The organism is Priestia sp. D51, assembly GCF_053345675.1.
On sequence record NZ_JBLTIR010000007.1, the window covers coordinates 57,040 to 80,484 of the forward strand.

The 23,445-nt window shown below is 38.9% G+C and carries 27 protein-coding genes and 1 riboswitch; of the genes, 19 read left to right on the forward strand and 8 right to left on the reverse strand.

The genetic code is table 11. The annotated features are described in order from the left end of the window. The first annotated feature begins 41 nt into the window (after nt 1–41). The 5 genes from ACNHOZ_RS23275 to ACNHOZ_RS23295 all read left to right on the forward strand — a co-directional run bounded on the left by ACNHOZ_RS23275 (nt 42) and on the right by ACNHOZ_RS23295 (nt 6,946). Entirely contained in the window at nt 42–596 is a 555-nt protein-coding gene (locus ACNHOZ_RS23275) for a glycerol-3-phosphate responsive antiterminator (RefSeq protein WP_033580667.1), read from the forward strand. A gap of 178 nt (nt 597–774) precedes the next feature. After that, complete coding sequence (locus tag ACNHOZ_RS23280; RefSeq protein ID WP_048020631.1) at nt 775–1,602, forward strand: MIP/aquaporin family protein; 828 nt, start codon at nt 775–777, stop codon at nt 1,600–1,602. Nucleotides 1,603–1,669: 67 nt separating this feature from the next. Further along, nucleotides 1,670–3,160 (forward strand): glycerol kinase GlpK, encoded by a 1,491-nt coding sequence (gene glpK / locus ACNHOZ_RS23285; RefSeq protein WP_033580665.1) that lies wholly within the window; start codon nt 1,670–1,672, stop codon nt 3,158–3,160. 186 nt (nt 3,161–3,346) lie between these two features. Continuing rightward, complete coding sequence (locus ACNHOZ_RS23290; protein WP_255898986.1) at nt 3,347–5,026, forward strand: glycerol-3-phosphate dehydrogenase/oxidase; 1,680 nt, start codon at nt 3,347–3,349, stop codon at nt 5,024–5,026. Nucleotides 5,027–5,191: 165 nt separating this feature from the next. Beyond that, the gene (locus ACNHOZ_RS23295) at nt 5,192–6,946 is read left to right on the forward strand and encodes a phospho-sugar mutase (RefSeq protein WP_168761446.1); all 1,755 of its coding nucleotides are present in this window, start codon (nt 5,192–5,194) and stop codon (nt 6,944–6,946) included. A gap of 33 nt (nt 6,947–6,979) precedes the next feature. On the opposite strand, the gene ACNHOZ_RS23300 is transcribed toward ACNHOZ_RS23295, so the two are convergent. Continuing rightward, nucleotides 6,980–7,588: a biotin transporter BioY gene (locus ACNHOZ_RS23300; RefSeq protein ID WP_014461709.1), complete on the reverse strand. Its 609-nt coding sequence runs from the start codon at nt 7,586–7,588 to the stop codon at nt 6,980–6,982. 210 nt (nt 7,589–7,798) lie between these two features. After that, on the reverse strand, nt 7,799–8,050 hold the full coding sequence (locus tag ACNHOZ_RS23305; RefSeq protein ID WP_013055267.1) for a YhdB family protein: 252 nt from the start codon (nt 8,048–8,050) through the stop codon (nt 7,799–7,801). A gap of 321 nt (nt 8,051–8,371) precedes the next feature. Between ACNHOZ_RS23305 and ACNHOZ_RS23310 the strand changes: the two genes are divergently transcribed. From ACNHOZ_RS23310 to ACNHOZ_RS23320, 3 genes are all read left to right on the forward strand, one after another. After that, nucleotides 8,372–9,781, forward strand: a complete 1,410-nt coding sequence (locus ACNHOZ_RS23310) for a SpoVR family protein (protein ID WP_033580662.1) — start codon at nt 8,372–8,374, stop codon at nt 9,779–9,781. Nucleotides 9,782–9,907: 126 nt separating this feature from the next. Further along, on the forward strand, nt 9,908–10,237 hold the full coding sequence (locus tag ACNHOZ_RS23315) for an antibiotic biosynthesis monooxygenase family protein (protein ID WP_048020623.1): 330 nt from the start codon (nt 9,908–9,910) through the stop codon (nt 10,235–10,237). A 66-nt stretch (nt 10,238–10,303) separates the two neighbouring features. Beyond that, a complete protein-coding gene (locus ACNHOZ_RS23320) occupies nt 10,304–10,735 on the forward strand; it encodes an Rrf2 family transcriptional regulator (protein WP_048020620.1) in 432 nt (143 codons plus the stop codon). 52 nt (nt 10,736–10,787) lie between these two features. Here ACNHOZ_RS23320 and ACNHOZ_RS23325 read toward each other — a convergent pair whose 3' ends face one another. Further along, on the reverse strand, nt 10,788–11,783 hold the full coding sequence (locus ACNHOZ_RS23325; RefSeq protein WP_447697294.1) for an NADPH:quinone oxidoreductase family protein: 996 nt from the start codon (nt 11,781–11,783) through the stop codon (nt 10,788–10,790). 179 nt (nt 11,784–11,962) lie between these two features. Here ACNHOZ_RS23325 and ACNHOZ_RS23330 point away from each other — a divergent pair, with 179 nt between their 5' ends. After that, a complete protein-coding gene (locus tag ACNHOZ_RS23330) occupies nt 11,963–12,907 on the forward strand; it encodes a nucleoside hydrolase (RefSeq protein WP_033580660.1) in 945 nt (314 codons plus the stop codon). 34 nt (nt 12,908–12,941) lie between these two features. Here ACNHOZ_RS23330 and ACNHOZ_RS23335 read toward each other — a convergent pair whose 3' ends face one another. The 3 genes from ACNHOZ_RS23335 to ACNHOZ_RS23345 are packed head-to-tail and all read right to left on the reverse strand — an operon-like array spanning nt 12,942 to nt 15,216. Further along, entirely contained in the window at nt 12,942–13,676 is a 735-nt protein-coding gene (locus ACNHOZ_RS23335) for an amino acid ABC transporter ATP-binding protein (RefSeq protein WP_034268049.1), read from the reverse strand. A 30-nt stretch (nt 13,677–13,706) separates the two neighbouring features. Further along, nucleotides 13,707–14,411, reverse strand: a complete 705-nt coding sequence (locus tag ACNHOZ_RS23340) for an amino acid ABC transporter permease (protein ID WP_034268046.1) — start codon at nt 14,409–14,411, stop codon at nt 13,707–13,709. Then, a complete protein-coding gene (locus ACNHOZ_RS23345; protein ID WP_034268043.1) occupies nt 14,395–15,216 on the reverse strand; it encodes an amino acid ABC transporter substrate-binding protein in 822 nt (273 codons plus the stop codon). Before ACNHOZ_RS23345 ends, ACNHOZ_RS23340 begins: the two co-directional genes overlap by 17 nt. 341 nt (nt 15,217–15,557) lie before the next feature. Here ACNHOZ_RS23345 and ACNHOZ_RS23350 point away from each other — a divergent pair, with 341 nt between their 5' ends. The 9 genes from ACNHOZ_RS23350 to thiD all read left to right on the forward strand — a co-directional run bounded on the left by ACNHOZ_RS23350 (nt 15,558) and on the right by thiD (nt 21,547). Continuing rightward, nucleotides 15,558–15,956: a fluoride efflux transporter FluC gene (locus ACNHOZ_RS23350; protein ID WP_028412581.1), complete on the forward strand. Its 399-nt coding sequence runs from the start codon at nt 15,558–15,560 to the stop codon at nt 15,954–15,956. After that, entirely contained in the window at nt 15,957–16,343 is a 387-nt protein-coding gene (gene crcB, locus ACNHOZ_RS23355) for a fluoride efflux transporter CrcB (RefSeq protein WP_255899000.1), read from the forward strand. Nucleotides 16,344–16,394: 51 nt separating this feature from the next. Beyond that, nucleotides 16,395–16,610: a hypothetical protein gene (locus ACNHOZ_RS23360; protein WP_013055279.1), complete on the forward strand. Its 216-nt coding sequence runs from the start codon at nt 16,395–16,397 to the stop codon at nt 16,608–16,610. Nucleotides 16,611–16,768: 158 nt separating this feature from the next. Continuing rightward, a riboswitch (TPP riboswitch) is annotated at nt 16,769–16,870 on the forward strand. A gap of 121 nt (nt 16,871–16,991) precedes the next feature. Next, on the forward strand, nt 16,992–17,615 hold the full coding sequence (locus ACNHOZ_RS23365) for a thiamine phosphate synthase (protein WP_028412579.1): 624 nt from the start codon (nt 16,992–16,994) through the stop codon (nt 17,613–17,615). Next, a complete protein-coding gene (thiO, locus tag ACNHOZ_RS23370) occupies nt 17,599–18,726 on the forward strand; it encodes a glycine oxidase ThiO (RefSeq protein WP_028412578.1) in 1,128 nt (375 codons plus the stop codon). Before ACNHOZ_RS23365 ends, thiO begins: the two co-directional genes overlap by 17 nt. Continuing rightward, nucleotides 18,723–18,926 carry a sulfur carrier protein ThiS gene (thiS, locus tag ACNHOZ_RS23375; RefSeq protein ID WP_255899004.1) on the forward strand — a complete coding sequence of 68 codons (204 nt, stop codon included), beginning with the start codon at nt 18,723–18,725 and terminating at the stop codon, nt 18,924–18,926. Before thiO ends, thiS begins: the two co-directional genes overlap by 4 nt. A 5-nt stretch (nt 18,927–18,931) precedes the next feature. After that, nucleotides 18,932–19,699 carry a thiazole synthase gene (locus tag ACNHOZ_RS23380; RefSeq protein WP_255899007.1) on the forward strand — a complete coding sequence of 256 codons (768 nt, stop codon included), beginning with the start codon at nt 18,932–18,934 and terminating at the stop codon, nt 19,697–19,699. Beyond that, entirely contained in the window at nt 19,696–20,715 is a 1,020-nt protein-coding gene (locus ACNHOZ_RS23385; protein ID WP_028412576.1) for a thiazole biosynthesis adenylyltransferase ThiF, read from the forward strand. Before ACNHOZ_RS23380 ends, ACNHOZ_RS23385 begins: the two co-directional genes overlap by 4 nt. Nucleotides 20,716–20,737: 22 nt before the next feature. Continuing rightward, the gene (gene thiD / locus ACNHOZ_RS23390; protein WP_028412575.1) at nt 20,738–21,547 is read left to right on the forward strand and encodes a bifunctional hydroxymethylpyrimidine kinase/phosphomethylpyrimidine kinase; all 810 of its coding nucleotides are present in this window, start codon (nt 20,738–20,740) and stop codon (nt 21,545–21,547) included. 30 nt (nt 21,548–21,577) lie between these two features. On the opposite strand, the gene gpmA is transcribed toward thiD, so the two are convergent. Beyond that, on the reverse strand, nt 21,578–22,303 hold the full coding sequence (gpmA, locus tag ACNHOZ_RS23395; protein ID WP_028412574.1) for a 2,3-diphosphoglycerate-dependent phosphoglycerate mutase: 726 nt from the start codon (nt 22,301–22,303) through the stop codon (nt 21,578–21,580). A gap of 181 nt (nt 22,304–22,484) precedes the next feature. On the opposite strand from gpmA, the gene ACNHOZ_RS23400 reads away from it, so the two are divergent. Beyond that, nucleotides 22,485–22,682, forward strand: coding sequence for a hypothetical protein (locus tag ACNHOZ_RS23400; RefSeq protein ID WP_016762958.1), 198 nt, complete (start codon nt 22,485–22,487; stop codon nt 22,680–22,682). A gap of 38 nt (nt 22,683–22,720) precedes the next feature. On the opposite strand, the gene ACNHOZ_RS23405 is transcribed toward ACNHOZ_RS23400, so the two are convergent. Continuing rightward, entirely contained in the window at nt 22,721–23,341 is a 621-nt protein-coding gene (locus ACNHOZ_RS23405) for an NAD(P)-dependent oxidoreductase (protein WP_028412573.1), read from the reverse strand. Nucleotides 23,342–23,445: the final 104 nt, after the last annotated feature.

The window sequence follows — 23,445 nt, forward strand, 5'->3', positions numbered from 1 at the left end:
CAATGAATTTTGTGGACTAACCATGGAAAAGAGGGGAAAACATGAGTTTTCATGGACAATCGGTATTACCCGCTGTTCGAGATATGAAGCAATTGGAAAATTTTTTAGTAAGCAATTACGAGTACGGAGTTCTTTTAGACAATCAAGTGGGCATGCTAAAAGGAATTATGAGAGAGGTTCATAAGCATGAAAAAAAGCTAATCATTCATTTAGACTTAATTCATGGCTTAAAGCACGATGAGTATGCGGTTGATTTTTTGTGTCAGGAGTTTAAGCCTGCGGGGATTATTTCGACAAGAACAAACGTCATTTTAAAAGCTAAACAAAGAGGAATCTATGCCATTCAACGAGTCTTTTTATTAGACAGCACGGCTTTGAAGAAAAGCTACGAGTTAATGAAGAAAGTAAAACCCGATTATATTGAGCTTCTTCCTGGAATTGTGCCAACTTTAATCCAAGAAGTCAAAGCTGAAACAGGGATTCCAGTGTTAGCCGGAGGTTTAATACGAACCGAAGAAGAAGTTCGTAATGCTTTAGGAGCCGGGGCTTCTGCTGTTACAACATCAAATAGAGAACTGTGGAGTATTTCAACTTAAAAAAACTGTTTGACAACGCTTTCATCATCTAGTAAACTTCTAGATAAGTTAATAGATGTGAGGGAGAATAGGAGATCCACGATATAGCCTTTTAATGATTTTATTAGGGGCATGTATGGTGGATTTTCTTATTTTCTTGTCATTATAATTGTTTTCATACAAAGGGGAGGTTATTTATATGCAGGCATTCTTAGGAGAAATAATTGGAACAATGATACTAATTATCCTTGGCGCTGGTGTATGTGCGGGCGTCAATTTAAAAAAATCGTTTGCTGCTAATTCAGGATGGATCGTTATCACAATGGGATGGGGAATGGCGGTAGCGATGGCAGCATATGCGGTTGGTAATATGAGTGGGGCACACTTAAACCCAGCGTTAACCGTAGCCCTTGCTATTACAGGTGATTTTCCATGGTCGCAAGTACCGATGTACATTTTAGCTCAGTTTATTGGAGCGATTCTTGGTGCAACAGTTGTTTATTTACACTATCTTCCACACTGGAAAGAAACAAAAGATGCTGGTACAAAACTAGGCGTATTTGCAACGGGGCCAGCAATTGCGAATCCATTTGCAAACGTTTTAAGTGAGGCGATTGGAACATTTGTATTAGTAGTAGGAATTTTAGCAATTGGAGCAAATAAATTTACAGATGGATTAAATCCTTTAGTAGTAGGATTTTTAATCGTAAGTATTGGTTTATCATTAGGAGGAACAACAGGGTATGCTATCAACCCTGCTCGTGATTTAGGACCTCGTATTGCTCATGCTATCTTGCCGATACCGGGTAAAGGCAGCTCGAACTGGAAATATGCTTGGGTGCCAGTAGTGGGGCCTCTATTAGGGGGATCAATTGGCGCAGTCTTTTATCAAGCAGCATTCTTAAATAAAATGTCTAACAGCTTATGGATTGTCTTAAGTATTGCAGTGATTGTTTTAGCGGTTATCTACGCGGTTTCTAAACAAAAAGCAGCGCAAATTCAATCAGCAGTAGTACCGAAAAAATGAATGCGCTTTACCATCTAACTATGTACAATAAAGAAACGACACTATATAGAGAATAGGGGATATTGATATGGAAAAATTTATTTTATCTTTAGACCAAGGAACAACGAGCTCACGAGCAATGTTATTTAATAAAAAAGGTGAAGTTGTGCATGTAGCTCAAAAAGAGTTTACGCAGTACTTTCCAAAACCAGGTTGGGTAGAGCATAATGCAAGTGAAATTTGGGGTTCTATCCTTGCTGTTATCGCATCTTGTTTATCTGAGTCAGGCGTTCACGCGGACCAAATTGAAGCAATTGGGATTACGAATCAGCGTGAAACAGCCGTAGTATGGGAAAAAGCAACAGGAAAACCCGTGTATAATGCTATCGTATGGCAGTCTCGTCAAACGTCTGGTATTTGTGAAGAATTAAAGGCAAAAGGATTAAACGATACGTTCCGCGACAAAACGGGGTTATTAATTGACGCATACTTCTCTGGAACGAAAGTAAAGTGGATTTTAGATAACGTAGAAGGTGCACGAGAAAAAGCAGAAAACGGTGAATTGTTATTTGGAACAATTGATACATGGTTAATTTGGAAGTTATCAGGCGGAAAAGCGCATGTAACGGATTACTCAAATGCCTCTCGCACGCTTATGTTCAATATCTACGATTTAAAATGGGATGATGAACTACTAGATATTTTAGGAGTACCAAAATCTATGCTTCCGGAAGTAAAGCCTTCTTCTGAAGTATACGCTCATACAGTAGATTATCATTTCTTTGGTCAAAACATTCCAATTGCTGGAGCAGCAGGGGATCAGCAAGCCGCTTTATTTGGACAAGCGTGCTATGAAAAAGGAATGGCGAAAAACACGTATGGAACAGGTTGCTTCATGTTAATGAATACGGGTGAAAAAGCAGTTAAGTCGGATCACGGTTTGTTAACTACATTAGCATGGGGGATCAACGGCAAAGTAGAATACGCGCTTGAAGGCAGTATTTTTGTAGCAGGATCTGCTATTCAGTGGCTTCGCGACGGTTTGAGAATGTTTAAAAATGCGGCTGAAACTGAAAACTATGCAACACGAGTAGAGTCTACAGACGGCGTATATATTGTGCCAGCTTTCGTAGGACTTGGAACACCTTATTGGGACAGCGATGTACGTGGAGCGATGTTTGGATTAACTCGAGGTACAAAAAAAGAACACTTTATCCGTGCAACGCTTGAATCATTAGCTTATCAAACAAGAGACGTATTAAGCGCGATGGAAGCAGACTCTGGAATTACATTAAAAACATTGCGTGTAGACGGAGGAGCAGTTAAAAATAATTTCTTAATGCAGTTCCAAAGTGACGTGTTAGATGTTCCTGTTGAGCGTCCTCAAGTGAATGAAACAACCGCTCTTGGGGCAGCATATTTAGCGGGTCTTGCGGTCGGCTACTGGAAAGATTGTGATGAAATTGCGCAGCAGTGGAATATGGAAAAATCTTTCGAACCAAATATGGAAGAAGAACAACGTGAAGAATTATATAGCGGCTGGAAAAAAGCCGTACATGCAACAATGGCTTTTAAGTAATTATTTGATGAAAATCCTTTAATTAAAAGCGCATGTATGATATAATGTACTCAAGTTAATAAATTGGTTGGAGAATCGGAGAGACCACAGATCCATATGTAGGCATACTATATATGTGATTTGTGGTCTCTCTTTTTGTATATTGGAAAATTTTGATATCTTTGAAAAATGAAAGGGGAATGACGTATGTTTTCAAGTCAAACACGTTCGAATAAATTGGTAAACATGACACAAAATCAATATGATTTACTAGTAATTGGTGGGGGAATTACTGGGTCAGGTATTGCACTTGATGCGACTCATCGAGGCATGAAAACGGCATTAGTTGAAATGCAGGATTTCGCAGCAGGAACATCTAGTCGTTCAACGAAGCTTGTTCACGGCGGTCTACGCTATTTAAAACAGTTTGAAGTTAAAATGGTAGCCGAAGTTGGTAAAGAACGTGCCATTGTATATGAAAATGGCCCTCATGTAACGACTCCGGAGTGGATGCTGTTACCTTTCCATACGGGTGGAACATTTGGGAAATTCTCAACTTCAATTGGACTGCGCGTATATGATTTCTTAGCAGGAGTAAAACGTGCAGAGCGCCGCAAAATGTTTAGCGCAGAAGAAACGCTTAGACGCGAGCCACTAGTGAAATCTAAAGAGTTAAAAGGCGGCGGTTACTACGTTGAATATAAAACAGATGATGCACGTTTAACGATTGAAGTAGCTAAAGAAGCTGCCGCAAGAGGAGCAGATTTAGTCAATTACACAAAAGTGGAAAACTTCATCTACGATAAAGGAAAAGTAGTAGGGGCTGTTGTTCGCGATCAGCTTACGAATAAAGAATATAATGTCTATGCAAAAAAAATCGTCAATGCTGCAGGTCCATGGGTGGACACGCTGCGTGAAAAAGATAATTCAAAAAAAGGCAAGCAGCTTCAATTAACAAAAGGAATTCACTTAGTTATTGATCAAGAGCGCTTTCCGTTAAAACAAGCCATTTACTTTGATACACCTGACGGACGTATGGTATTTGCAATTCCGCGTGATGGAAAAACATACGTAGGCACAACAGACACGGTCTATAAAGAAGACGCTAGACATCCGCGTATGACTGTAAAAGACCGTCAATATGTTATTGATGCGATTAACTATATGTTCCCAACGGTTGATATTACAGTAGACGACGTAGAATCAAGCTGGGCGGGTGTTCGTCCACTTATTCACGAACAAGGAAAAGATCCTTCTGAAATTTCGCGTAAAGATGAAATCTGGACATCAGAATCAGGTTTAATTACAATCGCTGGAGGGAAATTAACTGGGTACCGTAAAATGGCTGAAATTGTCGTAAATCGCGTAGCTGAAGATTTTAAAGCAGAAGGACGCGAATTTGAAAGCTGTCAAACTAAACATTTACCGATTTCTGGAGGTAATGTAGGAGGTTCAGGCGGGTTCCCAACGTTTGTAGAGCAAAAAGTCAAAGAAGGCATCAAACTAGGGTTATCACGTGACGCTGCTGAAAAGCTTGTAAAACGCTATGGCTCAAACGTAGACAAAGTATACCGCTACATGATTGAACGTCCGGATCAGCTAAAAAACAGCGACCTTCCAGCTAGTGTATTTTTGCAAATTCAATATGGCATAGAAGAAGAAATGGTTTCAAAACCAGTGGACTTCTTCATTCGACGTACGGGCGCTTTATTCTTTGATATCAACTGGGTAAGAAGCTGGAAAAAACAAGTGATTGCTCATATGGCCGAAGAGTTAAAGTGGACGCCTGAGCAAACAAAAGCTTATACCGATGAATTAGAACAGCACCTTCATGACGCAGTTGTACCAGTAGATGAAAAAGTTAACCGTATGACAGGTATTTCATGATAAAATAAAAAAGTACCTCAAAATTTGTCAATACAGCCATAATATAATAGCAGGAAGTCAAATTTTGACGAAGAAATATAATATGACCGTTAAAAAAAGAGAAAGACGATTACTCGTTTTTCTCTTTTCATACATATTTACATTTATATAAGGGGGCTTTTTTTTATGAGTTGGAAAGAAACGTATACATCTTGGATTAATCACCCAAATTTAGATCCTGAATTACGTCAAAATCTGGATGCAATCAAAGATGATGAAAAACAATTAGAAGATAGTTTTTACAAAACATTGGAATTTGGAACAGGCGGAATGCGTGGAGAAATTGGAGCGGGTACAAACCGTATGAATACGTATACAATCCGAAAAGCTTCTGAAGGCTTTGCTGAGTACATTAAACAAGCTGGCGAAGAAGCTATCAAGCAAGGCGTAGTCATTGCATATGATTCTCGCCACAAATCGCCTGAATTTGCGATGGAAGCAGCAAAAACATTAGCAAGTCAAGGAATTAAAACTTATGTATTTGAAGAGCTAAGACCAACACCTGAACTTTCATTTGCAGTGCGTGAGTTAAACGCATTTGGAGGTATTGTTATTACAGCGAGCCACAATCCTCCTGAATATAATGGATACAAAGTATATGGCCCAGACGGTGGTCAGCTGCCGCCAAAAGAAGCTGATGAACTAGTTGGCTTTGTAAATGCTGTGGAAAATGAACTTACATTAGCTGTTCAATCTGAAGCGGAGCTAAAAGAAAAAGGTCTTATTGAAATGATTGGTTCAGCGATTGACGAAGCATACAATGAGAAACTAAAAACGATTTTAATTAATCCAGAGCTAGCTTCTGAAACAGGTAAAGACTTAAAGGTAGTTTTTACACCTCTACATGGTACAGCTAATAAGCCAGTTCGCAACGCGCTTCAATCAATCGGTTACGAAAATGTCACGGTTATTGAAGAACAAGAACTTCCTGATCCAAATTTCTCGACGGTTAAATCTCCGAATCCTGAAGAGCCGGCTGCATTTGAATATGCTGTTCGTAAAGGAAAAGAAATTGATGCAGATCTCTTAATCGCAACGGATCCAGATGCAGACCGTTTGGGAATTGCTGTCAAAGATCCAAGCGGCGAATATGCGTTATTAACAGGAAATCAAACCGGTGCTTTATTGCTTCACTATTTGCTTTCTCAAAAGAAAGAAAAAGGCGTGCTGCCTGCTAATGGCGTTGTGTTAAAAACGATTGTAACGTCAGAAATCGGCGCACAAATTGCTCGTTCATTTGGATTGCAAGTTGTTGACACTCTAACAGGTTTTAAATTTATCGGTGAAAAAATTAAGCAATATGAGCAAACGGGCGAGTATACATTCCAATTCGGTTATGAAGAAAGCTACGGCTATTTAATTGGTGACTTTGCTCGTGACAAAGACGCTGTACAAGCAGCCATTCTAGCGGTAGAAGCTTGTGCTTATTATAAAAAGCAGGGCATGACTCTATATGAAGCGCTTCAGCAAGTGTTTACTAAATATGGTTTCTATCGTGAAGGTCTGAAATCTTTAACGCTTAAAGGAAAAGAAGGATCTGAGCAAATTCAGCATATTTTGGCTACATTTAGAAATGAGCCTCCTACTGACATTGCAGGGTTAAATGTTTCGGTTGTAGAGGATTATACATTAAGTGAGCGCCAGCATATTAAAGCAGGAAAAGTAGAAGAGATTACATTACCAAAATCAAATGTATTAAAATATATCTTAGAGGACGGTTCTTGGTTCTGCCTTCGTCCGTCTGGTACAGAGCCAAAGGTGAAGTTCTATTTTGGCGTTGTGTCAGAAGATGAAGCAACGAGCATTGCCCATTTAGAAGCTGTACAAACAGCTGTAATGGGTGAAGTGGAGCGTGTACTAGATAAAGTGAAAACGGTATAAAAATAAAGCCTGCTCAAACTTGAGCAGGCTCTTTTATGATACTTTATTTGATTGCGTATTTGACAAATATGAAGAAGATCGTAGAGCTTTATAAATTCTCGGAGCAAGCATAGCCCCAAGAACAGTGAAAATAAGATCCTTTACAGCAAACCACGACATAATCTTCCAAGCAGCTGCATATGTCATTGCAGGAGCTTCAAGCCAGTAGTTAACCGCTATATACATATACGTAGTACCAATTAAATAAATAACGGCAATACCAACCAGCGATGAAATTAAAAAGATAGAAAAAGTCGGCTTGCCGCGCATTTCCATAATTTTTCCTGTGATAAATGCAGCGACAATATAAGAAAGCAAAAAGCCGCCGGTGCTTCCAAATAAAATACCAATTCCTGCTTTAAATTGAGCAAATACCGGAGCGCCGGCAATGCCAATTAATACATATACAATCATCGAAATAGAACCCATTCGGCTCCCAAGTAAAAGTCCTGCTAATATAACAAAAAAAGGCTGAAGCGAAAGAGGCACGCCGCCTACTTGTAAAAAAGGTGCCCAAGAAGTAATGTTTGCACCAATAGCCATAAGAGCTGCAAACATACCGGCTAATGTTAAATCTAATGTGCGAAACCTTTTAGTATTCATATATGTTCCTCCCAGTATGTACTGAAATATCTTAGCGTATGTACTGAAGATTGTACGTCGAATTCACTTTTATGTCAACGATAAAAATAAATATGTTTACATATATTATTTGATGTTTTTTGAAATGAAATATGCATATTTTTAGTGCAACATAAAAAAATAAAGAAGGGAATTCATCCCTTCTTTGTCCAAGTGTGTGTATCAAAAATACTAGTACAATGATTCTTCCAGAAGCTCCGGGTTGTGCTCCGAATATTCCGTTGCATGATCAATGTAGCGTAGTAAAGAATAAAGCTCTTCTTGAATGATGCGGTAGTTTCGTTCAAAATTGTAGGCGTGCAAAAAATGTTCAATCTTTTTTGAAAGAAAATCGTCGTCTGTTCGAACCATTAAAATTAATAAGTTATCCCATTGTGAACGGTGTGTGTAATATAAAGCTCGATCATAATCAATTACATCCATTAATAACGTTCCTCCTTTTGAGGAGTTGAAATTAGTGTATGATATTTGCGGGAATTCTTACGCTGTAAATGTTGGGCAAAAGACCAGTGCATAATTAAAAGAGGTTGTAGTCATTATGTAAGAAGAATAAACGTACAGCACCGGATAAATGATAAGAAAGGTAAAAAATAACGAAGCGTAACAGTTACATTACATCCATTATTTAAGACAACTAAATAAAAATCCCCTTTTCTTGAAAAAATAAAGCTTCTTTTTGATGAAAACACATGAATTGACATGTTTGTACATAGATTGAAGTAAGGAGTGAAAGGGGGAGCTGTCGTGAAAGAAGCAGATTATAAGCAATTATACCGTGCGATTGATGAAATTACGGAAATAGCTAGCGGTTTCGGTTTGGATTTTTATCCGATGCGCTATGAAATTTGCCCGGCAGATATTATTTATACGTTTGGTGCATATGGGATGCCAACTCGTTTTTCACATTGGAGCTTTGGAAAACAATTTTACAAAATGAAATTACACTACGATCTTGGTTTGAGTAAAATTTATGAATTAGTTATCAATTCAGATCCTTGTTATGCATTTTTATTGGATTCCAATGCGCTTATTCAGAATAAATTAATTGTAGCTCACGTGTTAGCTCACTGTGACTTCTTTAAAAATAACAGCCGTTTTGCCAACACGAAACGGGATATGGTAGAAAGTATGGCAGCGACCGCTGATCGAATTAAAGAATACGAAGTAAAGCACGGTAAGCGTGAAGTAGAAAAGTTTTTGGATGCTGTCTTATCGATTCAGGAACATATTGATCCGTCTCTTATGCGTGCCAAGCTTTCTTGGAGCATAGATGATGTAGAATCATCGGAAGAAGAAATCACTTCTCCTTATGATGATTTATGGAATTTAGATTATAAAGAAAAGAAAAAACCAAAACCTCCAAAGTCTTTTAAAAAATTTCCGCCTCAGCCTGAAAAAGACATCTTATTATTTATTGAAGAATACAGTCCTTATTTAGAGGATTGGCAGCGGGATATTTTAACGATGATGCGAGAAGAAATGCTTTATTTCTGGCCGCAGCTTGAAACAAAAATTATGAATGAAGGCTGGGCTTCTTTCTGGCATCAACGCATTATTCGAGAAATGGACTTAACGAGTGATGAAGCGATAGAATTCGCGAAGCTAAATGCAGGGGTTGTGCAGCCGTCCAAGACGGGAATCAATCCATATTATTTGGGATTAAAAATCTTTGAAGACATTGAAGAACGCTACAACAATCCAACCGAAGATATGATTCGCCGGGGCGTCGAGCCCGGGTCAGGAAGAGAGAAGATGTTTGAGGTACGTGAGGTTGAATCAGATATTTCCTTTATCCGCAATTACTTAACAAAAGATTTAGTTATGCGGGAGGATATGTACTTATTCCAAAAACAAGGAAAAGACTATAAAATCGTCGATAAAGAGTGGACAGAAGTTAGAGATCAGCTTGTTAATATGCGCGTAAACGGAGGATTTCCTTACATCACAGTAACCAATGGAGACTATTTAAAAAATGGAGAGCTCTATTTAAAACACTGGTATGAAGGAATTGAATTAGATGTTAAATACTTAGAAAAAGTGGTACCGTACGTTCATCAGCTTTGGGGCCGACCGGTTCATTTAGAAACGATGATGGAAGGCAAGCCAATTGCCTTCACGTATGATGGGAAGACAGTGCATCGAAAACATTTATAAAAAGGAGACCGCTTAAATAGCGGTCTTTTTGTGCTTCTGTAATTTTATTATCCATATAAATTGAAAAAATAAAATTACTATGCAATAATTTAGTGAGAATCATTTTCATTTAGAAAGGGAGATAAGATGTTTGTTGTAAACGCAAGTTTTGAAACGGAAAAGAAATTTGAAGAACTGCTCAAGCAAAAAGCTAAGAAAAACAAAACAGAAATTGAGGAAGCCAAAGGAAATTTATCGTTCGAATGCTGGAAAAAAGATTCCGCGGATAATGTCGAATATATCTTTGTATCCAAGTGGGAAGAAAAACAGTTCTTTCAAGCTTGGATTTCAAGAGAAGAACATGTGAATGAACATAAAGAAGCGAATAAAAAGAAAACGAAAGCATTTTCTGAAGCTATGGAAATCAAGAAAACGCTGCGTTTTTATGAGGCGGTAGAAGGAGACATTCTTTCCTAAAAAAGCACGCTTGACTTTCATAAATGTTGTAACTATAATGATTACAACATAATAGGAGTGAGAGTAATGAAAATTAGCAGTCGATTCACCGTGGCCGTTCACATACTGTCTTTAATTAAAGTAGATAGCAGTCATCCTAGTACTTCAGAGTGGATTGCTAGCAGTGTAAATACAAATCCTGTTGTTATAAGACGAGTAATTGGGATGTTAAAGAAAGCTGGACTTGTGGGCGTAAAAGCCGGAGCTGGCGGAGCTTATCTATTGAAAGATTTAGAAGAGATAACGTTGTTAGACGTTTATCGAGCGGTAGCGGCTGTGGAAGAAGGAGAATTGTTTCAAATGCATGAAAATCCGAATGTGGAGTGTCCTGTAGGAGCCAATATTCAAAGTGTCCTTGAATTGATTTTAAAACGTTCTCAAGATGCCATGGAACAAGTCTTAGCCGATGTGACGATGAAAGAATTAGTGACGGATTTAACAGCAAAAATAGATGCATAATAACATGCGTCTGTTCGTAAAAAAACGGAGAAACCCAGGTTTCTCCGTTTTTTTATAGCTTCACAATTGTTCGTCCTCGAGCTTGTCCTTTTAATAAAGTAGGAAGAACCTGAGGGAGATCTTGTAAAGAAACTTCCTGCTGAATGAAAGGTTCGAAGCTTTCAGGTTTAAATTCATTAGCGAGTCTATTCCAAATCTCTTTTCGAGTAGGCATTGGACAGTAAACAGAATCTATGCCGAGTAAATTAATCCCTCTTAAAATAAAGGGAAAGACGGTTGTTGGCACTTTACCTCCAGCTGTTAGCCCGCTGACAGCTACAGAGCCTCCGTACTGAATTTGACTGAGAACAGAAGCTAGGGGCTCTCCACCCACAGGATCCACCGCAGCGGCCCATTTTTGCTTGCCTAATGCTTTTAATTTGCCGTTATAAACGTCTTCACGCGCTACAATAGAGGAAGCGCCAAGCTCTTTCAAATAAGCTGCTTCCGAGCTTTTTCCTGTACTTGCTTCCACTGTGTAGCCTAATTTTGAAAGAATGGCAACCGCAAAGCTTCCTACACCTCCCGTAGCCCCTGTTACAAGCACAGAGCCGTTAGATGGACTAGTATGGTTTTCCTCTAAGCGATGCACAGATAAAGCAGCTGTAAAGCCAGCTGTTCCGATAATCATTGCTTCTTTTAACGTCAAATTTTCAGGAAGAGGGACAATCCATTCGCTGCGTAAGCGCGCATACTCACTGTAGCCTCCAAAGTGTGATACGCCAATGTCATAGCTTGTTGCGATGACACGATCACCTTCTTTAAAATCAGGGCTGTCAGAAGATACAACGATTCCTGCTAGGTCAATACCTGGAACAAACGGATAGCTTGTCACAATATTGCCGTTTGCGATGCTGGCTAAGCTATCTTTATAATTCACCCCTGAATAATGAACGCGAATAAGTACATCGCCTTCTGGCAAATCGTTTAGCGTCAGTTCTTGGACAGACGCCTCCACTTGTTCTTCACCTGTTTTATCTACTACTAATGCTGAAAATGATTGCTTCATTTTATTTCTCCTTTCTATACTGAGATGTATATGCCTATACATAGATTACCTTATTTCTATACCCATTATAGAAAATAGTAAAAGAAGTTCATAATACTTTGATTACCAAAGAGGCCATTTCATTATAAAATAGTGGTACAGCTATTACGTAGCGATACATAGAAAAGAGGAGAAGAGACATGAGCACAAACATATATTTTAACCATGATGCAGGGATTGATGATTTAGTATCCCTTTTTTTACTGCTGCAAATGGATGATGTAAAGGTAACGGGGGTATCTGTCATTCCTGCTGACGGATACTTAGAGCCAGGTATCAGCGCAAGCCAAAAAATTATTGATCGTTTTGGAAGTTATGATATCGAGGTAGCCAAATCTACTTCACGTGGTATGAACCCATTTCCAAAAGAATGGCGCATGCATACGTTTTATGTAGATGCACTGCCGATTTTAAATGAAAAAGGGAAAGTGCAAACAAAAATAAGTCAGCTGCCTGCTCATGATCATTTAATTGAAACATTGCAGCACACAGACGGAAAAACGACTTTATTATTTACAGGACCGCTAACTGATTTAGCAAGAGCACTTGAAAAAGCGCCGGAAATAGAAGAGAAAATTGATAAGTTAGTGTGGATGGGCGGTACATTTCAAGAAGTAGGAAATGTGCAGGAGCCTGAACATGATGGAACGGCGGAATGGAATGCTTTTTGGGATCCAGAAGCAGTAGCAACAGTATGGGAAAGCAGCATTAAAATTGAGATGGTTGCTTTAGAGAGCACGAATCAAGTTCCATTAACGCCGGCTATTCGCCAAATGTGGGCTTCACTTCGCAGGTATGAAGGAGTAGACTTTGTAGGGCAGTGCTACGCGGCTTGCCCGCCGCTTGTGCATGTTGAAACCAATTCGACTTATTATTTGTGGGATGTACTCACAACAGCATTTACAGGGAATTCAACACTTGTGAAGGTAAAAACCGTTTCGAGTATTGTGTATACGGAAACACCAAGACAAGGAAGAACAGAAATTTCTGAAGAGGGGCGACCTGTAGACGTCGTGTATGACGTCACGGCTGAAGCATTCTTTACGTACATTACAGAGTTAATGAAAAAAGCAGTAGCCAAATAAAGAAAAAGGTTGCACGTGAAAATGTGCAACCTTTTTAATGAATCATATTCAAGAATTGACGTGTTCGCTCTTGTTGAGGATTTGAAAATATTTGATCCGGTGTACCTCTTTCCATAATGACACCTTGATCCATAAAAATAACTTCATCTGCTACTTCGCGGGCAAAGCGCATTTCATGAGTTACCACAACCATCGTCATTCCTTCTTTCGCCAGGTCTTTCATGGCTTGAAGAACGTCTCCTACAAGCTCAGGATCAAGAGCTGAAGTAGGCTCATCAAACAGCATAACTTTTGGGTCCATCGCCATTGCTCGAGCGATGCCAACACGCTGTTGTTGTCCGCCTGATAGTTGGAAAGGATAAAAGTCAAGCTTATCTCCTAAACCAACTCGTGTTAATAATTCTTTCCCTCTTTTTTCTGCTTCTTGAGTAGAAATGCCTTTTACAATTACAGGACCTTCCATAACATTTTCAAGCGCAGTTTTATGAGGAAACAAGTTATAGTTTTGAAAGACCATACCTGTTAGGCTTCGAAATGAAGTAATGTCTTTTTTACGAACAGGTTTGGTAAAATTCATGCTTTTTTTATCAAGTTCAATTGTACCGTCTGTTGGGATTTCTAACAGATTTAAGCAACGTAAAAAAGTAGTTTTACCCGATCCAGAAGGGCCGATTAATACAATTACTTTGCCCTGTTCAACTTCCAAATCAATCCCTTTTAATACTTGCAAATCACCGAATGATTTATGCAAATTTTTGATATTAATCATATAAAAAACTCCTTTAGCTACTCGAAACGGTTATTTAGACACGTAACGATCTAGTCTTATTTCAATACGTCCTTGGATAATGGATAAGATTGTACACATAACCCAGTACAAGAGCGCTGCTTCACTATAAAGAAGTAAAAACTCATAGTTAGTTGAAGCAATTTCTTGAGCTTGACGGAACATTTCAGAAACAAGAATAAGCGATGCAAGTGACGTGTCTTTAATAAGACTAATAAAAGAGTTAGATAATGGCGGAATCGATACACGTGCTGCTTGCGGTAAGATAATCCGTCTTAACGCTTGGGAATAGGTCATACCGAGTGAGTAGCCAGCTTCCCACTGTCCTTTAGGAATAGATTGAATCGCTGCTCGGATAATTTCAGATGCATACGCACCTACACTTAATGAAAATCCAATAACAGCAGAGATGAATGGATCAATTGTTATATCTAAGTTAGGTAATCCGTAGAAAATGATAAATAATTGCACAAGCAAAGGCGTTCCACGAATAATTGACACATATACACGTGCAATTATGTTTAATATCTTACTTGAAGACAAGCGAGCAAGTGCTGTTAAAACAGCTAACACAATGCCTATGGCAAAGCTTATTAATGTTAGTGGAATAGAATATTGAATAGCTCCCTTTAGCATTGGTAAGAGAGATGACTGAGCGATTGAAATCAATTGATTCAATCGCTCTCCATCAGGAAAAATATTATTTAGGAGAAACATCTTCGCCAAACCATTTCTTGGAAATTTTTGCGTATGTTCCGTCTTTTTTCATATCTTTCAATGCTTTGTTTACTTTATCCACTAACTTACCGCTGTCTTTTCTAAACATAAAGCCGCTTGCAGCACCATCGGATTTTTCATCCGCGATTTTGATAGGTGCGTTAGGGTGCTTTTTCTTATAATCAAGGAACGATAATTTATCGTTGATTGTAGCATCAACACGGTTTGCGCTCATTAGTTCTACTGCTTGAGCAAAACCTTCAGCACTCGTAATGTTTGCACCATAAGATTGAGCCATGTCTTTGTAGTTACTTGTTAATGACTGTGCTGATTTTTTTCCTTTTAAATCTTTAAATGATTTGATATCTTTTTCGTCTTTACGAACAATTAATACGGCGCCTGACTGGATGTATGGGTCAGAGAAATCGTATTTCTTTTGACGATCTTCACGAATACCCACTTCATTAGCAATCATGTCAAAGCGTTTAGCATCTAATCCGGCAAACATGCCATCCCACTGTGTTTCTTTGAACTCAGCTTTTACGCCAAGACGTTTAGCTACTTCTTGAGCCAATTCTACATCAAACCCAGTTAGCTTTTGTTTGTCATCATGAAAAGTGAACGGAGGGTATGTACCTTCAGTTCCAATTGTTAATACGCCATCTTTTTTCACTTTATTATATAAATCCTCTTGTGAAGATTTATTGTCTCCATTGTTTGCTTCATTTTTTGAGCTAGAACCGCATGCGGCAAGCACAACTGTGAAAGCTAATAGTAGCGACAAAAGTGCAGCAAATTTCTTCATTTTCTAAACCCCCTAGTATTCTGATAGGAAATGATACTCTGTGATACTAAACAAGAACACAGCAAAAGTCAACAAAAAAAACTTATACGATTAATGTGACTTAAAATAAGGGAAATATACCTTCTATACACGGTTTGTCATAAGGATACAGAAAGATTTTAAAATTTGGATTAAGTGGATTTTTAAGGGATATTTGAGGAGTAAAAAGGAAGTTTCATGCGACGATTTTCTCTTTCATTTTTTCATGACTTTTGGTGCAATAAACATATAGTTAAATGTTAAGGTAGAAATAAATTCCTTATGGTACACTTAAAGAAGAATTTATGAAACGGAGCGATATGATGAAAGCCATAAACTTAATCTCAATTGCCTTTGGTGCTATCGCTGGTACATATGCGCGTTATTTGCTAAATCTTTCCTTATTATATACGGGCTATCCAATAGGAACGGTAATTGAAAACCTATTAGGAAGCTTCATACTAGGCCTATTAACAGGATTTTTTGCGTGGAAAAAGCCAAAAGAATGGATAAAGCTTGGACTAGGAGTTGGCGTGTGCGGCGGTTTTACAACGTATTCAACCTTTGCAGGAGACGTCATTTCTCTCACTCAGCACCATTTATTTTGGGGAGCCATTTATGTCATTGTCTCTTTAGTAGGTGGAATCCTTCTTGCTTTAGCAGGCTATCTATGCGGTGAAGCGGCAGGGAAAAATTTAGTGAAAGTACATGAGGTGAAGTAAATGAGCATAGTGAGCTTGGCACTTGGCGGGGCAGCTGGAGGAATATGCCGTTATCTTTTGGGTTTAAAAGTTACAAAAACAGTTTCAAACCCTCCTTTTCCAGTCTCAATGCTGTTTGTAAACTTGCTCGGTGCGTTTGGGCTTGGTCTTTTTTACGGTAGTTATTATGGAAAGGTTCCGAGTCATGCTTATGATGATTCAATATTTTTAATAATTGGCATTGGGTTTTTTGGTGCCTTTACCACTTTTTCAACGTTTAGTGTGGAAACCGTACAGTTAATTCGGGAAAAATCTTATCGGAAAATGTTGGCGTACGTGGGGATTTCAGCATTTGGAACAGTTGGTTTATTTACAGTCGGTTTACTGGCAGGAACGTTTTTATTATAAGTAAAGAGAACGTTTCTAGTAGGGAAAAACAAAAAGACGGAGAAGTAGAGAATGGATAGAAAAGCAGAAGTTTGGAAATACATTTTGTTGATTGTAGCTGTTGCAGGTCAGATCATTGGTTTTTTATTTTTATTTATAAATGTTGTGGCGGCCTTTATTTTTTACGGTTTTTATATTCTAACTTTTATTATGTTACTCCTGCTGTTTATATGGGATCGGAAAAAGGAAAAAGACAAAGAAGAATTTGACGACTATACCGATTACTAACTATATAAAAAGCAGAATGATTCGGTGCGCCGGGCCTCTTAGTAAAGAAGCTTAAAAGATACATCTATAAAAGGAAGAGAGCCGTAAGAGCATAAAGAGATATTGTATTTACATCTAGTTGTGTTATAATTTTAAGTGCAAAAACAAAATCAATAAATAGCAATCACTAGGGGAGCTTTTTGAAGCTGAGACGGATGTATTTCGGACCCTTTGAACCTGATCTGGTTTGGACCAGCGTAGGGAAGTGGCGATCATGTTTACATAACGATGCATGCTAACCACTCTACGTTGTAGAGTGGTTTTTTGTATGTAATAAAGCCCTCTGCACAAGATGAAGTGATTGAAATTTCTCTTTATTCTGAATGGAAAGGTTTCGATCATGTGGATATTCCTAAATTTCATGTCATTACAACAGATAAGCAGCCAATCGAAGAGCTTCAAAAAATTTTAACGGCTATCGCGCCTTTTGCGGGCGCCATTCATATTAGAGAAAAAAAGAAAACGGCAAAGCAGATTCAATGTTTACTAGAAAGCCTACCATTTTGTCGCTCTAAAATTATTGTGAATGACCGAGTTGATGTAGCGCATGCTTTAAAAGCAAAAGGTGTACAGCTTGCCTATCATAGTTTAGACGTTTCGTTTGTTATAGACGCATTTCCTTCTCTTATTGTTGGAAAGTCAGTTCACTCTGTGGAAGAGGCTTTAGAAGCTGAAAAAGATGGTGCTCACTACATTTTATACGGACATATTTATTCAACACATTCAAAAAAAGAATTAAAAAGTCGAGGGATAGCGGCACTAAAAGAAGTAGTAGACGCTGTGCAGATACCGGTTATTGCCATTGGAGGAATTACACCTGTAAATGCCAAAGAGGTACTTCAAACAGGAGCACACGGTATAGCCGTGATGTCTGGTGTCATGCTTGCGCAAGATCCCCTGAAAGCGATTAAACAATATTCTCATATATGGACATCTGGAGGTGGAGAAAATGAAGCAGCATTATGATGTACTGTTAATCGGAGGAGGTATAATCAGCTCTTCTATCGCTTATCATTTGTCAAAACAAGGAGCGTCAGTAGCTATTCTTGAACGCAATCAAGTTGGTTGTGAAGCTTCAAGTGCAGCCGCTGGTATTTTAGGTGCTCAAGCTGAAATTGATGAAGAAGGTCCTCTTTTAGACCTTGCTATTAAGAGCAGAAGCATGTTTCCTGAACTGGTGAAGGAACTAAAAGAAAAAACGGCTATCGACGTAGAGCTCATTCAAAAAGGCTTATTAAAAGTCGCTGTAACAGAAGAAGATGCACACGTATTAAAGAAAAAAGCCGCTCAGCACCACCGGTGGGACAAAGATGTAAGATGGATCGATGTAAAAGAAGCGCGTTTGTTAGAACCCGGGCTCTCTCCAGACATATACGGAGCCATTACAATACCGGGAGACGGCCAGCTAGCTCCCGCTAAGTTAACACAAGCTCTTGCTCATGGAGCCTTGTATCACGGAGCAGATGTATTCGAATACTGTGACGTTCACTCTCTTATTATGGAAAATGAAACAGTAAAAGGGGTACAGACGTCCAAAGGCTCTTTTTATGGAGAAAAAGTAGTGATTGCAGCAGGCTCATGGGCTAAACGCTTTATTTCTTCTGAACATTTAGGCGAGGTGTTTCCTGTAAAAGGAGAGTGTATTGCTCTGCAAAGTCATAAGCCCCTGCTTTCTAAAACGATTTTTTTAGATGAAGGTTTTTACTTAGTCCCTAAGACTGGTGGAAGAATCGTAATCGGGGCAACTAAGCTGCAGCATGATTTTACTAAGACCGTTTCTGCACAAGGTATTCAATTTTTGCTGAATAAAGCTTCTGCGCTTCTGCCGGCCATTAAAGAAGCCACATTTGAAAAAGCATGGGCTGGTCTTCGTCCACAAACAAATGATGGCTGGCCTTATTTAGGAGAGCACCCTGAAATAGCGAATCTGCACATGGCTTTTGGCCACTACCGAAACGGTATTTTATTAAGCGCTGCAACTGGAAAAATTATGGCTGATGCTTTGTTAGGGAAAAAGCCAAATCATTCATTTTTTACATCATTTCAGCTAACGAGAGCAATGGAGGGAGTTCATTGAATCTAATTATTAACGGTAAGACCGTCACTGTCGGAGATGAAATTGAAACGGTAGAGCACTTGGTGCAGGCTCAGAGTCTGCATGAGCGAGTTGTAATTGTTGAATTAAACAAGAATATTTTGCAAAAAGAAGAACATAGCGATGCATGCTTAAAAGATGGAGATACATTAGAAGTTGTTTCATTTGTTGGAGGAGGATGAAGAGTATGTTAAAAATTGGACAATATACATTTAATTCACGTTTATTATTAGGAACAGGGAAATTTCCGGACTTTACGACTCAGCGTCAAGCGGTAGAAGAGTCGGAAACAGAAATTTTAACATTTGCTGTTAGACGAATGGATATTTTTGATCAAAATCAGCCTAATTTATTAGAAGCACTTGATGTGAAGCGTTTCACTCTTTTGCCTAACACTGCTGGAGCAAAAAATGCAGAAGAGGCCGTACGTATTGCTAAATTAGCAAAGGCTTCTGGACTTTGTGACATGGTGAAAGTAGAAGTAATTGGATGTGATAAGACGCTGCTTCCTGATCCAGTTGAAACATTAAAAGCTAGTGAAGAACTGTTAAAAGAGGGCTTTACCGTTTTACCTTACACATCAGATGATGTTTTACTTGCGCGTCGTTTAGAGGATTTAGGCGTACATGCCATTATGCCAGGAGCTTCGCCTATCGGTTCAGGTCAAGGTATTATTAATCCGTTGAACATGCGTTTTATCATTGAACAATCAACTGTTCCAGTAATTGTAGATGCAGGTATTGGAACGGCTTCAGACGCAGCTCAAGCTATGGAGCTAGGAGCAGATGGTGTGTTATTAAATACAGCTGTTTCAGGAGCAAAAGATCCTGTGAAAATGGCTCGTGCTATGAAGCTAGCGATTGAAGCAGGACGAGCAGCATTTGAAGCAGGACGTATTGAAAAGAAACAATATGCAACGGCAAGCAGTCCAACAGAAGGGATGAGTATCGGTTGATTAATCGTTATTCCCGCCAAGAATTGTTTCAACCTATTGGAAAAGGCGGACAGCAGCAAATTCAAGAAAAGCATGTTCTGATTGTAGGAGCAGGTGCTCTTGGAACAGGGAACGCTGAGGCCCTTGCACGAGCGGGAGTAAAGAAAATAACGCTCATTGACCGCGATTATGTAGAGTGGAGCAACCTTCAGCGTCAGCAATTGTATAGTGAAAAAGATGCTGATAAAAGAATTCCAAAAGCAGTTGCCGCTAAAAAAAGGCTTCACGATATTAATCATGATGTAAAAGTAGAAGCCCACGTAGCGGACGGTACCCCTCAAGTTTTAGAACAGCTTGTTGAGGGGGTAGATGTTATGATTGATGCAACCGATAATTTTGACACACGCCTTGTAATGAATGATTTATCACAAAAATATGATATTCCGTGGATTTACGGAGCATGTGTAGGAAGTTACGGAATTAGTTATACTATCATACCAAGTGAAACACCGTGTTTATCCTGTTTGCTTGAATCTGTACCGCTTGGAGGGTTAACATGTGATACAGTGGGGATTATTAGTCCTGCTGTACAAATGGTAGTCGCTCATCAAGTAACAGAGGTGTTAAAAATATTAGTTGGAGACTGGAATGCGCTCAGGAGGGAACTTGTTTCGTTTGACGTATGGAAAAATGAGTATACGAGCATCAATGTGAACGTATTTCGCAAATCTGCTTGCCGCTCATGCGGCAGTGAACAAACGTATCCCTTTTTACAATATGAAAATCAAACGAAAACAGCTGTGCTATGCGGAAGAAACACGGTACAAATCCGTCCGGGCAAATCAGCCAAGCAGCCGCTGCAGTCTTTAGGTGAACGATTAAAAGAAAAAGGATATAAAATTGAACAAAATCCGTATCTGCTTTCTTTTTATGTAGATGATTACCGTTTAGTGATGTTTCAAGATGGGCGCGTCTTTGTCCATGGAACAAACGATATAGTAGAAGCAAAGTCACTTTATCATCGGTATATTGGGTAAGAAAGAGATGGAGGTTTCAAGCATGACAGTACCAAAAGCATTAACCATTGCTGGATCAGACAGCGGTGGAGGAGCGGGCATTCAAGCAGATTTAAAAACATTTCAAGAGCGTGACGTTTTTGGCATGTCTGTTATTACAGCTGTGACTGCACAAAATACAGTTGGCGTTCAAGGAGTTTATCCTTTAGAAGTAGAAGCAGTTGAAACGCAGTTAGATTCAATTGCGACTGACTTATTTCCTAATGCAGTGAAGACAGGTATGTTGTTCAGTGCTGATATTATTTACGCAGTGGCTCGTAAAATCAAACAGCACGGACTGCAAAATGTTGTAGTTGATCCCGTTATGATTGCAAAAGGCGGTCAATCTCTTCTTCAAAGAGAAGCTATACAGGCGCTAAAAGAATTATTGCCCCTTTGTGAAGTCATTACGCCGAACATACCGGAGGCGGAAGTCATCACGGGGAAAGAAATTCACACGATTGAAGACAGAAAAGAAGCGGCAAAACAGATGCATGAGCTAGGTGTAAAGCACGTGGTAATTAAAGGCGGACATGACCAATCTCATCAGGATATGATTGATCTAGTGTATGATGGTCATACGTATGTTGAAATCAAGCATGAAAAGATGAATACAAAGCATACACACGGGACGGGATGCACGTTTGCTGCTTGCGTCACGGCTGAACTAGCGAAAGGCAAAAGCGTAGTTGAAGCAGTTCAAACCGCTTCGGATTTTGTTCACTATGCGATTAAGCATACGCTTGAACTTGGTTCCGGACACGGTCCTACTAATCATTGGGCGTATAGAAAATACTTTCGTTCAAATATATAAAAAAACGTGCCTACAATCTAGGCACGTTTTTTATGAAGAAGGAATATGTGTCGGAATTTCTCCATCGATGCCTAAATAATAATGTCTAATGGGCTTTAAATTATCATCAAGCTCATACACAAGCGGTACGCTTGTGGGAATATTCAAGTTCGCAATGCCATCAGGTGAAATGTTATCCAAATACTGCATCAGAGCTCTAATCGTATTACCGTGAGCGGAAATAATAACCTTTTTGCCAGCTTTAATAGAAGGAGCAATAGTTTTGTTCCAATATTCTAGAACCCGCTTTTCTGTATCGGCTAAGTTTTCCGTTACAGGAAATTGTCCCTTAGCTAATTCCTTATACTTAGGGTTGGAAGCTTCATAGCGAATATCTGTTGTCTCTAAAGCAGGAGGGCGTTCGTCCATCGACCTTCTCCACAAATGCACCTGCTCTTCTCCAAATTTTTTTGCGGTTTCTTCTTTGTTCAAACCTTGAAGAGCCCCGTAGTGTCGTTCATTCAGTCTCCAAGATTTATATACAGGAATCCACATGAAGTCCATTTGATGTAAGACAATCCATAGAGTACGAATGGATCGTTTTAAAACAGAAGTATAGGCGATATCAAAAGCATATTCGTTTTTCTTTAGCACTTTTCCGGCTTCTCGCGCTTCTTGCAATCCATTTTTAGAAAGGTCTACATCCGTCCAGCCTGTAAATTTATTTTCAAGGTTCCATACGCTTTGTCCATGCCTAATCAACACAAGTTTTATCATCATGTTCTCCTTTCAACAGTGACTAAGGACTCTATTCTTTTTTATTATGAGAAGGAAAGTGTTTTTTATCCTAAAGCCGGGGAAAGGAGTTTTTAACATTTAGAAAAAGTGATGCTGAAAAGTAAAGCTTTAACTTTTTTACGCATATGATAAAAATAAAAAAGGGAAGGGAAGATAGTGGATGAGTGACCAAGAACGTCAGATTCAAGCGCTGCACGGTCAGATTGAAGATTTAAAAGAAGAAATGTATCAGATGAAGCTTGATATTAGCACATTAGAGAAAGAAAAAGGAAAGCCTGTTTTGACACCGGCTCTCGTTGGTCAAATAGGAGGTTTTGTTCTAGGTGGATTAGCTATAATCGGTATTTTTTGGATGTAGAACTTTTCGTTTTGAAAACGAAAAGTTCTCCTGATTTTTCAATAAGCAATTCCAACGCGGCATTTTGGGAATTTTTGAGCCCATATTTCATGGTAGGTAAAGTGAGCGGTATCTCCCGTTGAAATTTTAACGGCATCTGCTGGCAAAATATCTTTTTCCACTCGGTATGTGCCTGTTACTTCACCATCAGGCAAGTAGGTTGGGCATATAACGGTCCAGTTTAGGTCACTTTCCTTCAAGTGTAAGTATCCTTTTAAATGATCTTCTGCTGCTCTGGTCGTTTTACGCTTCGATTCATTTGATTGAAAACGATACTTTTCCGGTTCTGTTCGTGACTGTAAAATACCTGCAGTTCCGATAGTAAGAATACGATGAACGCCGTAATGCTTCATGCTGTTTATAATAAGCGGAATACTTTTTGAAATGGTCTCTGCACCATCTGTATTTAACGCGCTGACTACGATATCTTGGTGCTTGAGGGCAAAGCTGATATTTTCTTGATCAAGGACATCGCCTTGTAAGATATGTAGGTTTGGATGACTAATCTTTAGCTTATTGCGGTCTCTAACAAGTACCGTAACGTCGTTTTCATCTTTTAGCATCATTTTTAATAAAGACTGTCCAACTCGTCCTGTTGAGCCTAATAGTAAAATTTTCATTGGTTGCACCCCTCTATAAAAGATAGTATCTATTCTTTAGAATATACAATTTGTATACTTATTCATAATAAAAAGCATGCGTAGCATAAAGTAATACAAAGTTG

What these genes read in the sequence shown, in the direction of transcription:
- ACNHOZ_RS23325 (WP_447697294.1), bottom strand. Translation starts at nt 11,783, where the DNA reads ATGAAGCAATCATTTTCAGCATTAGTAGTAGATAAAACAGGTGAAGAA.
- ACNHOZ_RS23335 (WP_034268049.1), bottom strand. Translation starts at nt 13,676, where the DNA reads ATGATTAATATCAAAAATTTGCATAAATCATTCGGTGATTTGCAAGTA.
- ACNHOZ_RS23405 (WP_028412573.1), bottom strand. Translation starts at nt 23,341, where the DNA reads ATGAAAATTTTACTATTAGGCTCAACAGGACGAGTTGGACAGTCTTTA.
- ACNHOZ_RS23305 (WP_013055267.1), bottom strand. Translation starts at nt 8,050, where the DNA reads ATGGATGTAATTGATTATGATCGAGCTTTATATTACACACACCGTTCA.
- ACNHOZ_RS23275 (WP_033580667.1), top strand. Translation starts at nt 42, where the DNA reads ATGAGTTTTCATGGACAATCGGTATTACCCGCTGTTCGAGATATGAAG.
- ACNHOZ_RS23280 (WP_048020631.1), top strand. Translation starts at nt 775, where the DNA reads ATGCAGGCATTCTTAGGAGAAATAATTGGAACAATGATACTAATTATC.
- ACNHOZ_RS23400 (WP_016762958.1), top strand. Translation starts at nt 22,485, where the DNA reads ATGAGTGACCAAGAACGTCAGATTCAAGCGCTGCACGGTCAGATTGAA.
- ACNHOZ_RS23295 (WP_168761446.1), top strand. Translation starts at nt 5,192, where the DNA reads ATGAGTTGGAAAGAAACGTATACATCTTGGATTAATCACCCAAATTTA.
- gpmA (WP_028412574.1), bottom strand. Translation starts at nt 22,303, where the DNA reads ATGATAAAACTTGTGTTGATTAGGCATGGACAAAGCGTATGGAACCTT.
- ACNHOZ_RS23360 (WP_013055279.1), top strand. Translation starts at nt 16,395, where the DNA reads ATGGATAGAAAAGCAGAAGTTTGGAAATACATTTTGTTGATTGTAGCT.
- ACNHOZ_RS23380 (WP_255899007.1), top strand. Translation starts at nt 18,932, where the DNA reads ATGTTAAAAATTGGACAATATACATTTAATTCACGTTTATTATTAGGA.
- ACNHOZ_RS23330 (WP_033580660.1), top strand. Translation starts at nt 11,963, where the DNA reads ATGAGCACAAACATATATTTTAACCATGATGCAGGGATTGATGATTTA.
- ACNHOZ_RS23315 (WP_048020623.1), top strand. Translation starts at nt 9,908, where the DNA reads ATGTTTGTTGTAAACGCAAGTTTTGAAACGGAAAAGAAATTTGAAGAA.
- ACNHOZ_RS23345 (WP_034268043.1), bottom strand. Translation starts at nt 15,216, where the DNA reads ATGAAGAAATTTGCTGCACTTTTGTCGCTACTATTAGCTTTCACAGTT.
- crcB (WP_255899000.1), top strand. Translation starts at nt 15,957, where the DNA reads ATGAGCATAGTGAGCTTGGCACTTGGCGGGGCAGCTGGAGGAATATGC.
- ACNHOZ_RS23350 (WP_028412581.1), top strand. Translation starts at nt 15,558, where the DNA reads ATGAAAGCCATAAACTTAATCTCAATTGCCTTTGGTGCTATCGCTGGT.
- ACNHOZ_RS23300 (WP_014461709.1), bottom strand. Translation starts at nt 7,588, where the DNA reads ATGAATACTAAAAGGTTTCGCACATTAGATTTAACATTAGCCGGTATG.
- thiD (WP_028412575.1), top strand. Translation starts at nt 20,738, where the DNA reads ATGACAGTACCAAAAGCATTAACCATTGCTGGATCAGACAGCGGTGGA.
- ACNHOZ_RS23290 (WP_255898986.1), top strand. Translation starts at nt 3,347, where the DNA reads ATGTTTTCAAGTCAAACACGTTCGAATAAATTGGTAAACATGACACAA.
- glpK (WP_033580665.1), top strand. Translation starts at nt 1,670, where the DNA reads ATGGAAAAATTTATTTTATCTTTAGACCAAGGAACAACGAGCTCACGA.
- thiO (WP_028412578.1), top strand. Translation starts at nt 17,599, where the DNA reads ATGAAGCAGCATTATGATGTACTGTTAATCGGAGGAGGTATAATCAGC.
- ACNHOZ_RS23340 (WP_034268046.1), bottom strand. Translation starts at nt 14,411, where the DNA reads ATGTTTCTCCTAAATAATATTTTTCCTGATGGAGAGCGATTGAATCAA.
- ACNHOZ_RS23320 (WP_048020620.1), top strand. Translation starts at nt 10,304, where the DNA reads ATGAAAATTAGCAGTCGATTCACCGTGGCCGTTCACATACTGTCTTTA.